This window comes from Paenibacillus sp. Paensp111, from assembly GCF_059492195.1.
The window spans coordinates 2,298,140-2,312,697 of sequence record NZ_CP168527.1; the positions used below are offsets into that span (position 1 = coordinate 2,298,140).

Here is a 14,558-nt window from a genome sequence, read left to right on the forward strand (position 1 = left end):
TGATTACAGCTTAACCATCTTCGTGGCAACACGATTGCAGAACTCTCTATCATGTTCGACGAATATCATCGTAGCATTATGATCCAAGAGAAGCTGCTCAATCTGCATACGGGAGAGAACATCGATAAAGTTAAGAGGTTCATCCCAGACGTGCAGGTGAGCCTTCTCACATAAGCTTTTGGCTATAAGCACTTTCTTCTTTTGGCCTCCGCTGTAGAAGGAGATATCTTTCTCAAATTGTATGCGGGAGAAATCCAGCTTCCGAAGGATCGCTTTGAACAGACTTTCGTCAATCCCCTGCTCCCTCGCATAATCGGTTAACGTTCCCTGTAAATGGGAGGTATCCTGGGAGACATATGAAATACTCAGCTGATTACCGATCCGAAACACTCCGGTATGCGAAATATCCTCTCCTACGAGCAACTTAAGGACACTCGATTTGCCGGATCCGTTCCTGCCGGAAAGTGCAATTCGATCGCCCCTTTCGATCGTAAAGCTTAGATCCGAGCACACCTCCGTATCTCCATAGCAGATCGATACATGACTTAGCTCGGCGAGCTGACTTTTGTGATAAGGGAGCTGCGACAGCTTAAGACTCTCGGTGCTTTCAAGGTTCTTCAAAAGAGCCGATTTTTCCTCAATAGCAGCCTGCTGGCGGTTCTCAAGAGTCTTGGACCGCTTCATCATCTTGGCTGCCTTGTGACCGACATATCCTTTGTCAACTTTGGAACCGGAATTGCGGGTACCATTCTTACTTTTCTCCACTTCATGTGACCAGCTGCTTGTTCGCTGCGCGGCCTTAGCCAGATGCGTAATGTCCTTCTTTAGCTTTTCATTTTCCGCGAGCTCGTAGTTATCCTGTCTCTCCTTCTGCTCCCACCACGCCGAGAAATTCCCTTTCTGAATATCAATACTCATTTTGTTAATGGATAGTATATGGTCTACGCAGTTGTCCAAGAACGCCCGGTCGTGGGATACCAGAATAAAGCCGCTTTTCGTATTCAGATACTGGCTCACCAGTTCCCTGCCTTCCAGATCGAGGTGATTGGTAGGCTCGTCAATTAACAGAAATTGATTCTCCTTCAGGAACAGTGCGGCCAGCATGACCTTTGTCTGCTCCCCCTGGGATAGTGAGCCGAACGGCCGATATAACACATCCTCAGAGATCTGGAGCAAGGAAAGTTCTCTTAGAAGCTCCCAGTGGACATAGTCCGGGTAAATTTCCTCAACCACATCCAAGGTGTTATGCTCCTTATTCTGGACAGAGTAAGGAAAATATTCAAACTGAACTTGGGCAGAAATCGATCCCTGATACTCGTATTTGCCCATTAATAAATTAAGCAGTGTTGTCTTCCCGCGGCCGTTCCTTCCCGTGAATCCCAGCTTCCAATCCGTATCTATGTTGAAATTTACGTCTTCAAAGATATTGTCGTAACTCCCGTCGTAGGCGAACGTTAAATGTTTGACCTGAATTAATGACATGTAGTGGTCCTCCCTTACAAATAAAAAAGCTACAAGAAAAGTTACTTTTCTCGTAGCTCAAATAAATATATGGCAAACCCAGGCTCCTTGGGAGCTGGACCCATGCCTATCCGTTTGAGTGGAAAAGAATAAGTAACTTTAATCCTGCTAATCCATAATAAAAACAAGGCGATGGCCGCATAACGGCATACCGCAAAATCAAGTTTTATCATGTTCATGATCAGCGAGAGAAAATTACATTATCCTCTTCAACTCCTTGGTTAATTTAAAGGCATCGTATCATATCCATACCCTGCGTTTCAACACACTCGGGGTGGAAAGTTTAATTTAAATTGTTTAGTACTACTACAATATCTCCACATACCCTTCTGTTCCATGCACGCGAATCCGTTGTCCATCTTTTATAAGTTTGGTAGCATTGTCCACGCCAACCACTGCGGGTATCCCATATTCCTGCGCGATCACAGCTCCATGGGTCATCAGTCCGCCCACTTCTGTGATAAGGCCTTTGATGGATACAAACAAAGGTGTCCAGCCAGGGTCAGTATAGGAGGTGACTAGTATATCTCCATCTTCCAGACCGGCATTTTCCATGTCTAAAATAACACGCGCTCTTCCTTCAATCATTCCTGAAGAAACAGGTATTCCTACAATCGCATTAGCTGGCAAGTTTTCTCGCTTGTACTTCCCTGTAATTATTTCACCATCAGACGTGATCACACGTGGCGGAGATAGTTTTGCAAATAAGTTGTAGTCCTCTTTTCGTTGGCTGATGATGGAGTAGTCCACTTTATTAGTGCGTACGACTTCGTGCAGTTCTTCAAAAGTCAGATAGAAGACATCTTCTTTGTCGTGAATAACGCCCGCTTGTACGAGCTGTTCGGCTTCTTTCAATAATGCCTGCTTATAAACGAAGTAGCGGCTCACATATCCGTATTTAGGATATTCCCGGTAACCGATGAAATTGCGAACGATGTCGATCATTTGTTTGGTTTCTTTTGCTTTTATTTCGCCATCAGGCAGCTGCCTCAATCGATTCAATAATTCCTGTTCTTTCTCTATAGCTTTTCGCCGTCCTTGCTCAAATTTCAGACGGCTTGCCTTAGCCTCAAAGTTTTTGAGGTTTCCTAAGATCAGCGGGACAAGGGTTGTTGGTTTCTCGCTCCAACGTGTTCGGGTAATATCGATTTCTCCGGCACATCGCATGCCGTATTTACCCAGAAAAGACATGATCGCGTCCCTTGTTTCCTGACCCCCATCAAACTTTAGCAGGTTATCCAAGAAGTTATCATCGTTATTCACATGACGTAAATAATGAACGACTTCCGGATAAGGACGAATCACATCAGCGACATCCATTAGCGCCAGACCCATTTCCGACGTAATGTTATTGGGTACTGATTGGGAAAGCGTATCGGCAGCGTTCTTTTCGCCTAACCACTCCATCATCTTCTCATTGATCCATGCTGAAGCGTTCATAGCTTTCATGAACACAGCCGTACTTTGCGCGCCAAATAAGATTTTCTTTAACTCCTGAATGTCTTCCAGAATAAAATCTAACAATTCGGATCCGGACTTCGTTTGAATGTTTTGTTTTAACTCTTCGATCGAAGTCTGACTACGCTTTATCAACTTGGATACGATTTGTGGATCATTTTCAATTTGTGTTTGAGAACCTGCGGGCGGCCTGCTCGGTCCTTTGTTGTCATCCGGGATCGTTTTGATAAAATTTCCTCGCTCGATTATGGTGATAAACGCGTCTTTTATGAGCGGATCGGTTTGCCCCAAGGTATTCAGGAACGTTTCTCTTCTAACTGGCGAAGCCAGCATCGGTGTAACATCAACAAACAACCTTCCGCCTGCTGTACGCATGGGCGCAGGCGTTATTAACAGATAGAAAGACAAGCCGAGCGGTTTGATCGGATCGGTCATCATTTGTTGATGTCCGACAGATACATAGACGTGATTGTCTTGATCATTCGCTTCAGGTATCGGAAATAAGGTCGTAATTGGCCTGCTCTGGACAATATAGAATATATCGTCAGCCAGGCACCATTCAATGTCCTGCGGGCATCCAAAATACGCTTCGATCTGTCTTCCGATGCGTGCCAGCTCTAATATTTGTTGATCTGTAAGGGTTTGAGTATTTTGCTGGTTAGGATGAATTTGCCGAGTCTCTGTTCCGCCTTCGTTCCGTCCATAAATAGCCACCTTTTTGGAGGCTATTCTCTTATCAACGATTTCCCCGCCCTGTACTTTATAACAATCTGCAGTTACAAGGCCTGAGACCAGCGCTTCACCAAGTCCGTAACTGGCATCGATGGTTAGCAGCTTCCGGTTTCCGCTAATGGGGTCAGCGGTAAATAATATTCCTGAAGCCCTGGGGACAACCATTCTTTGAACAATAACAGATAAATATACCTGTCTGTGGTCAAATCCATTTTGCATACGGTAGATGACCGCACGATCTGTAAATAAGGAAGCCCAGCATTTGCTGATATGCTTCAAGATGGCATCGGTGCCGATGATATTTAAATAGGTGTCTTGCTGCCCGGCAAAAGAGGCATGGGGCAAATCTTCAGCAGTGGCACTTGAACGTACCGCGTAAGCATGCTCCTCACCAAATTGGGCGAGATAGTGAGTCACAGCATTCACAACCTCGGTAGGAATTTCAACCTCCAATAGAAGCTGTCGGATTTCCCTGCTAATATTCCCAATCTGATCACGATCTTCAACTTTTAGTGTGGTTAGTTGATCTATCAGCACATGTAACTTTTCGTTTTGTTCAATTGCTTTTTGATATCCCACGGTTGTAACACAGTATCCTTCAGGTACTTGTATTCCTTCAATTTTGGATAATTCAACTAAATTCAAGCCTTTGCCGCCAACATGTATAAGCTGTGCACTATCCATCTCCTGAAACCCAAGAACCAAAGAACTCATTTAAACATCTCTCCTAACTATTTAATTGAAAAAAAATCATTTGACATGAGATGGCCAGCGTGGTAGAATTAAATTGTAAGATGTTACTACTATGTATTTTTAATTTGTTTGATACAATCTAATCATAACATTGCGCCTATTTGCATGCAATACAAGAGAACCTGATTCAATCATTCAGGTTCTCTTTTTTGATGTCTTTTTATCTAGTTAGACAAGAAAAGGCTGCACGATCCATTAGGATCGGCAGCCCTCCTCAAGAATACAGAGAAACAAGTTGAACCATCTTAATTAACTGAATACTGGCTCTTTCTTACTTAGGCCCAGCGTCTCTGATGTTGTATCATGAATCTCTTGTAGCAGCTCCGGGTTATCCATGAGAGACTTGCCATAAGACGGAATCATTTCTTTAATTTTGGGTTCCCAAGCTTGGATCTGATCAGGGAAACACTTGTTAATCACTTCCAGCATCACGTGTACAGCTGTAGAAGCACCCGGAGAAGCACCAAGCAAGGCAGCAATTGAGCCATCTGCGGAGGTAATTACTTCAGTACCAAATTGAAGCGTCCCTTTGCCACCAGCTTCTGTATCCTTGATAACCTGCACACGCTGACCTGCGACTACCAAATCCCAATCCTCGATTTTGGCGTTCGGAATGAATTCACGCAGCTCTTCCATACGCTTTTCTTTGGACAACATCACTTGCTGAATCAGATACTTGGTCAAAGACATTTCTTTGGCGCCTGCCGCTAACATGGTTAACACATTATTGGGCTTGACCGAGGTAATCAAATCTAACAGGGAACCTGTCTTAAGAAACCTTGGTGAGAAGCCGGCAAACGGACCGAATAACAATGACTTCTTGTTATCAATAAATCTTGTATCCAGATGCGGTACGGACATAGGTGGTGCTCCCACCTTGGCTTTGCCGTATACTTTGGCATGATGCTGTGCAATAACTTCCGGATTATTACATACCATGAAAATTCCACTTACAGGGAAACCGCCAATATGCTTACTTTCTGGGATCCCGGTTTTCTGGAGCAGATGCAGGCTTCCGCCCCCGCCGCCGATGAACACAAATTTAGCCGAATGGCGCTCCGTGCTGCCGCTTTCCAAATCACGAACCTTCAGCTCCCAAGACCCATCACTAGCACGCTTCACATGGTCTACACTATGTTTATAGTGAACCTCGACGTCTTTGGATTGTAAATGGTTAAATAACATCCGCGTTAAAGCGCCAAAGTTAACATCTGTACCCGTGTCAATCTTAGTCGCGGCAATCCGTTCATTAGTCGGACGATTCTGCATAATCAGCGGAATCCATTCCTTAAGCTTGGCTGGATCATCAGAGAACTCCATCCCTTGGAAGAGAGGATTGCTTGACAGCGCTTCAAATCTTTTCTTCAAAAAGGTCACATCTGCTTCGCCTTGCACCATACTCATATGAGGGAGGGGCATAATAAAGTCCAGCGGATTCTGAATCAGCTTCGACTTAACCAGATAAGACCAGAACTGCATCGATACCTGAAACTGCTCATTAATCTTGATTGCTTTGCTGATATCAACCCTGCCGTCTGGCTTCTCGGTAGTGTAGTTGAGTTCACAGAGTGCAGCATGACCAGTACCAGCATTATTCCATTCGTTAGAGCTTTCTTCGCCCGCCTTCTCAAGCTTCTCAAATACTTTAATATTCCATTCGGGCATTAGTTCCTTCAATAATGTCCCCAGAGTGGCACTCATGATTCCGGCACCAATCAAGATAACGTCTGTTTTAGTTAAGCTGTTGCTCATTTTAACCATCCTTATAGGCTAGTAGTTTAAAATAATTATTTCAAGATTATCATAACGGCGATTATCTGATAATTATAAACTATTTAATGCAGGTTAAAAAGTGAGAAGTTCGTCAAAATCTACTAGAAACAGACAAAAATTTAGCAGATCCGAATTTAAACGCGTGCGGCTCCCTTCCACTAACACAGTGTATGTGCCTAGAAGTGAGTTGGTGAATGCTAGCGAATAGTACGCTTATGGCAGAATGATTTGAAAGCTCATTTTCTAAAATGGCCCGAGACGTCCTAATCGTATAACGAGTTCCGTTCGGTTCCTACAGTCCAGCTTTTCTAAAATTCGGGACACATAATTTTTAATAGTTCCCTCAGTCACAAATAACGATTGTGCAATGACTTTATTGCTGCTGCCGGAAAGGATGTGCCTAGCAACATCCAGTTCTCGGGGTGTAAGATGAGCCAGTTTGTCCTTATACAGCTCGGAGGGATATCCGTCTTGAGTGGGAGATCCAACTAATGAAGATGTGGGTATGGACTCCATTATGGTCTCCGTTACACGTGAGGTCAGAAGCACGCTCCCCGTCATTACTGCTTTAATGGCGCTCAGAATTTCTGGTGAACCGGAATCTTTTAATACATAGCCATCCACACCATTTCTTAAGCCACTCAGAATATACTCATAATCATTAAAGGTAGTTAATATAATGACTTTCATATCGGGGCGCTGCTTCTTAACCTGCTTCGCGGCTGTAATTCCATCCATGACGGGCATCCGGATATCCATCAAGACCACATCAGGATTCAAATCATCAAGACAATTTAGTAATTCTTGTCCATTTGTCGCCTCATCAATAATTTTGACTTCTTTGTGCAGACTTAGAATCATTTTCAAACCTTCCCTGACAATTTCCTGGTCATCCACAATAACGACCTTAATCATAGTACCGTTCCCCTTTTTAAATATTCTCAGCCTTCAATCTACAAGAATTGAATTAATAGAGGGCAGTAGTACAACAATAGAAAAGCCCTTATCTGAGGAAAATTCGAAATGGCCCCCGAGGGACTTAATTCTGTTCTCCATCCCCAATAAACCATGTGATTTAACCACAGGGCTGCCACTTCTGCCGTTATTATGAATATCCATTCTTACTCCGTCCACACTCTTTCGCACCTTAATCGTAAACTCAGTAGCTCCGCCATGCCTAATTCCATTAGTTACTGCCTCTCGCGCAGTTTTAATAAGACACTCCTTCAGGCCGGAATGCTCCCCTTCGATCGATTGATCAAATTCAAATAGAAAATGAACCTTTGTGGTTTGCTCGAAATTAGCAAATAACCCCGTAAAAGAATCTCTCAGACTTTCTACTTTTAAAGCTTGATTCAAAGTATCCACGGCTTTCCTTAGTTGATCCATTCCATCCTTAGATAAGGCCAGTGCTTTTCCTAGCACTTCCTTGGTTTTGTCAGGATATATATCAATGATTTGATGGGCAAATTCGAGGTTCATGCTCAAAGCAACAAAGGAGTGACCGATGGAGTCATGCAGTTCCTGCGCTATTCTTGTTCGTTCCTTAGCGATCGTCAGTTCTTCGATTTTTGCCGAGTACAACTTTAACTTGCTGTTGGCGTCTTGAAGTTCCTTATATAGACTTACTGTTTCATCCTTATCGAGAATTATAGTTCTAAACAACATCCCCACAACTAAGAAGCCTGAAATATTAATGAAATCATTAACCATTTCGACATAAGACAAACTTGTTGACACATTCGAAATTATATAAGCCGCCAAGGTCAGACCAACAAGTAGATAGGACAGACGTTCACTGAAAATCAAAAGCTCGATTAATGTAAGTTGAATCATTGTGAGCAGGCTTCCAATAGGAAAGCATAAATGAAGGCCAGCCAATAGAACGATACTGATAGCCAAGGAATAAAAAAAATGTCGTTGCCGATGAGGAGATATCAATAAGCAGCGGCCACGAACTAAGTCATTCAAGCCAAGTAGAACTACTAGGAGCCAGGCTTGCCCCGAAACAGGATGTCCCTGGTTCGCCAAATTGCTCAGTACGTCAAAATACAGTAATCCTTTAAAAGTTAAAAAAATGTACACCCGATTGTTAACAGATGCAAATAAGCTCAGCATAAAATCTCCTTGTCTTACAGATATATAGACATTTGTTTTATTTTACCATGTTATGTTTAGCCGAAATAGATAACGAAAGTCATCGTTAACAAATTCCGAAGTCATATATCTGATTTGAGTACTTTCGTGAATTGGCGCGAATGAGCTTACTTCATACAATAAGTGTGCAATTCACAACGAATAGATGCGGAGGTTAAAACTATGCTAGAGCTTAAAAATTTAACAAAAAAGTATGGTGACAAGATTGTAGTCGATCATCTCTCTTTAAAAGTGGAACAAGGAGAAATCGTAGGTCTCCTAGGTCCCAATGGAGCCGGAAAGTCCACAACGGTCTCCATGATCTCGACGATATTGGCACCCGACAGTGGTGAGATATGGGTGGCAAATCAGTTATTAAGGCCTTCTTCATGCGAAATTCGAAAAATCATGGGCATTGTACCGCAAGATCTGGCTTTATATGAGGCACTAAGCGCCAAAGATAATCTAGAATTCTTCGGTACTCTGTATGGTATGTCCGGAAATGTATTAAAAGACAGAACTAAAGAGGTTCTAAAACTTATGGGTTTGTATGAAAAGTGCCATCAAAGCATTCAGGAGTTCTCTGGAGGAATGAAGAGAAGAATCAACATGGGCATTGCTCTGATGCATCAACCTAAGCTGTTAATCATGGATGAGCCTACAGTAGGCATAGACCCCCAATCCAGAAATTATATTCTGGAGACCGTCAAGGCTCTTAAGCAGGAGTATGGAACGACTGTAATTTATACAACCCACTACATGGAAGAAGTCGAATATTTATGTGATCGGGCAGCCATTATGGATCATGGTAAGCTCATTGCTTATGGAACTAAGGAAGAGCTGCAGCAGAGTTCTGCGGCAATGGATACTCTCAGACTGGCTTTTCAAGCAAACGGGTTGGAGAATCCCGATGACATATCGCAGATACCTGGTATCGCAAGAATTACGATGAACAAGAATGAGATGACTCTGCTCGTTGATCCTAAAGAAAGCAGCGTTATAGAAATATTAAACCAACTTCGAAATTCGGGAATTAACCTGACTTCTTTTCAGTATGAAAAAGTCAATTTAGAGAACGTGTTCCTTAAGTTGACCGGCAAATCACTTCGAGATTAGAGGAGGAACCTTCAATGAACACATGGATTCGCTTTATGATACTCGATATTAGGCTTTTAGCCCGATCTAAAGTGTTCTATTATAAGTTGATTTTACTTCCTATAGCTTTAATTTTTATTTTGGGTACGATTTTTGGGCCATCAACGGATTCTCCCTCTTCTTATTCTGGAGAAACTTTGTATCAGGCAAACTTCGGAATGAATATGGGCTTGGTTATCCCTGTTAAGTGGGTTATGTCTGAGAAGCAATCCGTTAGTCCCATGCAATATGAGGCTGCGGCCATGACTGTTCTCTTCTCCTTCTTAACCTCATTCGAGCTTGCCCATAGTCTGGTGCGGGACAAGCTCAACAACACCATGGATAGAATTCGATCGGCACCAATACCAATATGGCAATATGTCGTCGGCAAACTTCTCGGAATTTCCTTGGCCATTGTTGTTCAGATGACCCTCGTTATTCTGTGCAGCTGGCTGGTGTTCAGAGTAATCTGGGTTAATATTCCAGCAGTGCTCGGGGTTACATTTATATATGGCCTTGCAATTGGTTCTCTTGTGCTGTGCTGCGGTTTCTGGACCAAAGATCACTCGGCTATATCGAGTCTCACCGCTCCTGTTCTGTACGGACTCGGCTTCTTGGGAGGCAGCTTCTTTAGGACTGATGGATTCCCATTAGTACTAAAGAACATTCAGGAATGGACACCGAATGGAAAAGCTATCAATGCTTACCTGCATATTTTTCAAGGGGAAAGCTTGTCTACTCTCATTTGGGACATGTTGAGTCTCTCTGGATTAGCCGTGCTATTTTTTGTCTTAGCAATTAGGTCAGCAAAAATTAGAAAGGCAGGATGAGAGACATGGAGTTATTAGCCATCATATACAAGCAGTTGAAACTGATGCTCAACAACAGACTCGCCCTGCTGGCCATTATTGCTTCCCCATTACTTCTCGCCTATTTCTTTACGTTCTCCCAGGAAACAAAAACAACCGTCTATGTTGTAGATAAAGACTTTAGCATTTATTCCAGACAGTTGACACAATATCTCCAGAACGATCAAAGCAACCATGTCTTATTGATCTCGGAGCCAGAATTGACCCAACATATTAAGGAACATGGCACTTCTGTAGGCATTGTTATTGATTCTGGATTTGGAGCAAACGTAGGAAATCCGAAGCATCCTCATCATATCAATATAGTACTGAACAAGAATGATCCTAACCTTAAATCTAATCAAGATGCCCTATATAAGAGGATAAACGCCTTTCTCTCTCTTAATAACAACCACCTTCTTACTAATGAACGGACTAACCAACCGATTCCTGCTAAACGGAGTACAGCTGCAAGAGGGCTTGTTGGAATACGTCTAAACGGATTTATGCTGATGTTTCTGTGGTTTGTTGTCATTCAGAGCTTCCGCACCCTGATTGATGAGCAGGAGAATGGCCTTGAACGGAGAATTTTTGCGATGCCATTAACTTTTACTAGATATCTCTGGTCTAAAATCATTGCCGCCTATTTGTTCGGGCTAACTATAGCCGCGATTGTTCTAATTGCTGGAAATTGGATATTAAATATACCTCTGCTTGAAGGCTTGGGTGTTAAAACCGCGATTTGGGCCGCTTATTTATTCGCTCTGACAGGTCTGGTTATGCTATTAGTTCCATGGGTCAAATCCCATCAAAATTTTACGGTCAGCGGTTCTGTCATTATGGCTGTAGCAGGTATTTTTGGAGGGTCCTTCTTCACTATTGATGATCATTTCCCAAAATGGTTTCGTATTCTCTCCAAAGCCATTCCGGGAACATGGGCTGCAAAAGGTTTGAATGAAGCATATCCGAATGGCAATTCTGCTACAGCAATAATGGACATTGCCGGTGGCCTATGTTGTGTCGGAATATTGAGTCTATGTCTATCATTCCTGCTAATAAAACACAAAATAAGTAAGCAACTATAAAATAGATAATTGCTAATTGATCTGAGAGAAGGGTTCTTATGAATACAATGATTTTAGTGGGCATTATTGAAATAATTGCCGGAATACTAATTAATATCTACATTGGTTATCTAGCCAAAATTCTTTTTAAGAAGGATGGTACCGGCCCGCGGATTCCTCCCCGTGTTGCAGGTATTTATTTGATTATCAATGGATTCTCAAGACTAACAAGCTAATTATATCCTGACTATTAAGGAACTGACTTGGAAGAAGCCACAATTAAAAGTGTGCTAGTAAAAGTCATATTGAAGTAATTAAGCCGCAGCTTGTCCATAGAGGATACTGCGGCTTTCATTGATAATTTTCTCCATACACCTACATAAGACAAGAATACAATTAAATTTCACTCCAAACTGCTTATATTATTACCCTATGACTGCTGGAACAATAATTTCCTTGATCAGTTCCCATCGGTCGCGGGCGTGAAGTGTGAATTCCGATGCAATAGCTACCACGAGGTTTCGGGAGGGAATACAGCAGATTACATTGCCGCCGTCGCCCAGTGCTGAATAGGCATAAATCCCATCCTCTTGCCGCAGCCACCATAAATAACCGTATGTATTCGGGTTCATCGCAGTGGATTCCGCAATCCATTTCTCCGAAATAATCTGCCGACCCTTCCAGCTGCCGCCATTCAGATATAATTGGCCGAACCTGGCCATATCACGAGGAGATAATGTTACTCCCCAACCTCCAGTAGAAATTCCATGAGGATCATGGACCCAACCCCGCACCTGCTGCCCGAACAGGTCGTCAAACCCATATGACTTCATTTCGTACTCCGGGATTTCTATCATTCCGATTGGCCCAAATAGATGTTCATTGGCATATTCACGGGCGCTTCTTCCCGTGCTGCGCGTGATGACGGCTGAGAGCAGATGCGCTCCCGCAGTAGAATATTTGAACTCACCGATTCTCCCCTCCCGGCCGAGAATATCCAACGTGTACTTGACCCAGTCAGGCTGCATACACATCTTATCCAGCGGTTCGTGCCAATCCTGGAAGGAATGCGGAGCTGTCATGGTTAGCAAATGTCTCAGCGTGATCTCTTGCAGCTGTGTGTTCGCAGCGTCCGGTACATATTCCGGGAAGAAGTCCAGCACCTTTTGGTCCACATAAGCAATATCTCCCGTGTCTATGGCAATACCCATTAGAGCCGAGATGAGGCTCTTCGTAACAGAGGCCACATGGTGCGTATGATCCGGACCATAGCCATTATAGTACCTCTCATATGCAATGCATCCATTCTTGACAATAACGACTCCATTAATATTGCTGTAATCAGATTGGATCCTCGGTTCAAGCTCTGCAAGCTTGGATGAATCCAATCCCACGGCAGAAGGTTCTGCAGTCTGCCATTCTGAAGCCGGGTAACCGTTTTTTTGCATGACAAATAGCCCCCTATAGACGTACATGTTATTTTTTCTTAACAGGAAAATAGACTTCGGTAACCAAATCCTCGGGTGTGGTGACTTGATCCGGATCGGTCAGATAGATTTCATATGGGGGCTGCACCAGATCATATCCTTCGCGTTCAATCCATTCTCTCAACTTGGTGTACACAGAGGTTAACTCCGAATATGCACCCTTGATCACCGATTTCGCGCAGAGACCCCCAGCCAGATCTCTAGTACCTTGAACATACTCCTGGATAGGGATTGCAAATTCGGTATCATTGCCAGCTGGGTGGTACTCGGAACTATGATAGATTGTCATAGGCGTACCCAGCATCGTGAGCTTCCCGGCAGCAATTCTCTCATATAATCTGCCAAAATAACTTCCATACCCTGCTGCGTAGTCATCACTGCTCATCATCTGCCGTACATAAAGGATATTCTTAGGCTGAACTTCAACAAGCTGAACCTCGATATTGTCCAGATACGACATTACGGATACGCCCTTTTCTAAATTCAAGACATCCTCACTCATCTTCTTAACGGTGTACTCATAAGCCTTCAGCTTGTCTAAAATCTCCATTCGCTTGCGAAGAAGCGCTGAATGAAGCTTCTCTTCTAGCAGATCTTCTTCCAGACCGAGAATTACTTTCGTCTCTTCCAATGTGAAGTGATAGGATTTCAACCGCTGGATGAACAACATCTTGTGCAGCTGACTGACAGAGTAATACCTGTACCCATTCTCGGGATTAATCTCTTCCGGCTTAATCAAGCCGATTTCATCATAATATCGAAGCGTTTTGGTAGAGACTCCGCACATCTTCGAGAACTCTCCAATCGATAACAATGGCTCACCCCCCAACTGATCCGTGTACTCTTCTACTTAACACCTTACCCTAAGGGCAAAGTCAACACCAATATACAAACTAGCGCTGATTTAGCGCCGCTTTGAAGGAATCAAGCGATAAATCTCCGGTGATGAGAATCCGGTGCAGGCTGAACCTACCTTGCTTCGGATCGGCAGCTCCCGGCTCGGTGATGACAGCGAACGTATAGCCTGCCTGTTGTACCGCATTGATAGAACGCTGATCATAGAAGCCATACGGGTATGCGAGCACGCTTGCAGCATGCCCTAATCTATGTAGAATTTCTAGCCTGGAATTGACGAGTTCCTTCATCTTCTCCTCATCGCTAAGCGTGGTCAGGTTCGTATGCGTTACGGTGTGTGATTGGGTGTCTATTAAGCCAGAAGACTCCATCTCGTGCAGCTGATCCCAGGTTAATCGGCCCGGTAAGCCGATACTCCCTGTAACTGCGAATATAGTTGCCTTCATTCCTGTTCGGAGCAAAATAGGATACGCCGCAGTGTAGTTATCCTCATACCCGTCATCAAAAGTTATTAGTATCGGCTTGGCGGGCAAAGGCCGTCCGTTGTACCACCCCTCTTGAAGATCTTCGAAATGAATTGAGTGATACCCTTCATTCTTCAGATAAGTCATCTGTTCTTCGAACCGGGCTGGATTGATCTTGAGCGGATCCTCTTGATCGCTGGAGACCGAATGATACAGCAGGATTGGAACAGGAGTGAGGACAGCTTCCCGGTGCTGAACGAATAATTCTCTTGGCAGATTGCCGCCAATCAAGCAGAGCATCATCAAAGAAAGCCAAATAGGATATGTCCTCAT

12 protein-coding genes are annotated in these 14,558 nt (G+C 43.5%); 4 read left to right on the forward strand and 8 right to left on the reverse strand.

The genetic code is table 11. The features are described 5' to 3' along the window. Positions 1-3: 3 nt before the first annotated feature. From ACEN86_RS10750 to ACEN86_RS10770, 5 genes are all read right to left on the reverse strand, one after another. Positions 4-1,482: an Lsa family ABC-F type ribosomal protection protein gene (locus ACEN86_RS10750; protein WP_495630640.1), complete on the reverse strand. Its 1,479-nt coding sequence runs from the start codon at positions 1,480-1,482 to the stop codon at positions 4-6. A 345-nt stretch (positions 1,483-1,827) separates the two neighbouring features. Further along, a complete protein-coding gene (ppsA, locus tag ACEN86_RS10755) occupies positions 1,828-4,425 on the reverse strand; it encodes a phosphoenolpyruvate synthase (protein ID WP_495630641.1) in 2,598 nt (865 codons plus the stop codon). A 288-nt stretch (positions 4,426-4,713) separates the two neighbouring features. Continuing rightward, a complete protein-coding gene (locus ACEN86_RS10760) occupies positions 4,714-6,216 on the reverse strand; it encodes a malate:quinone oxidoreductase (RefSeq protein ID WP_495630642.1) in 1,503 nt (500 codons plus the stop codon). Between the two features lie 264 nt (positions 6,217-6,480). Further along, positions 6,481-7,149 carry a response regulator transcription factor gene (locus ACEN86_RS10765; RefSeq protein WP_495634276.1) on the reverse strand — a complete coding sequence of 223 codons (669 nt, stop codon included), beginning with the start codon at positions 7,147-7,149 and terminating at the stop codon, positions 6,481-6,483. A gap of 36 nt (positions 7,150-7,185) precedes the next feature. After that, positions 7,186-8,355, reverse strand: coding sequence for a sensor histidine kinase (locus tag ACEN86_RS10770; protein WP_495630643.1), 1,170 nt, complete (start codon positions 8,353-8,355; stop codon positions 7,186-7,188). A 201-nt stretch (positions 8,356-8,556) separates the two neighbouring features. On the opposite strand from ACEN86_RS10770, the gene ACEN86_RS10775 reads away from it, so the two are divergent. From ACEN86_RS10775 to ACEN86_RS10790, 4 genes are read left to right on the forward strand one after another with little or no spacing between them, the layout of a single operon-like run. Next, positions 8,557-9,489 (forward strand): ABC transporter ATP-binding protein, encoded by a 933-nt coding sequence (locus ACEN86_RS10775; protein WP_495630644.1) that lies wholly within the window; start codon positions 8,557-8,559, stop codon positions 9,487-9,489. 14 nt (positions 9,490-9,503) lie between these two features. Beyond that, the gene (locus tag ACEN86_RS10780; protein ID WP_495630645.1) at positions 9,504-10,337 is read left to right on the forward strand and encodes an ABC transporter permease; all 834 of its coding nucleotides are present in this window, start codon (positions 9,504-9,506) and stop codon (positions 10,335-10,337) included. 5 nt (positions 10,338-10,342) lie between these two features. Continuing rightward, positions 10,343-11,440: an ABC transporter permease gene (locus ACEN86_RS10785; protein WP_495630646.1), complete on the forward strand. Its 1,098-nt coding sequence runs from the start codon at positions 10,343-10,345 to the stop codon at positions 11,438-11,440. Positions 11,441-11,478: 38 nt separating this feature from the next. Beyond that, on the forward strand, positions 11,479-11,655 hold the full coding sequence (locus tag ACEN86_RS10790; RefSeq protein WP_495630647.1) for a hypothetical protein: 177 nt from the start codon (positions 11,479-11,481) through the stop codon (positions 11,653-11,655). Between the two features lie 189 nt (positions 11,656-11,844). Here ACEN86_RS10790 and ACEN86_RS10795 read toward each other — a convergent pair whose 3' ends face one another. From ACEN86_RS10795 to ACEN86_RS10805, 3 genes are all read right to left on the reverse strand, one after another. Beyond that, positions 11,845-12,867 carry a serine hydrolase domain-containing protein gene (locus ACEN86_RS10795; RefSeq protein WP_495630648.1) on the reverse strand — a complete coding sequence of 341 codons (1,023 nt, stop codon included), beginning with the start codon at positions 12,865-12,867 and terminating at the stop codon, positions 11,845-11,847. A gap of 28 nt (positions 12,868-12,895) precedes the next feature. Next, complete coding sequence (locus ACEN86_RS10800; protein ID WP_495630649.1) at positions 12,896-13,720, reverse strand: MerR family transcriptional regulator; 825 nt, start codon at positions 13,718-13,720, stop codon at positions 12,896-12,898. 79 nt (positions 13,721-13,799) lie between these two features. Then, positions 13,800-14,558, reverse strand: a complete 759-nt coding sequence (locus ACEN86_RS10805) for a polysaccharide deacetylase family protein (protein WP_495630650.1) — start codon at positions 14,556-14,558, stop codon at positions 13,800-13,802.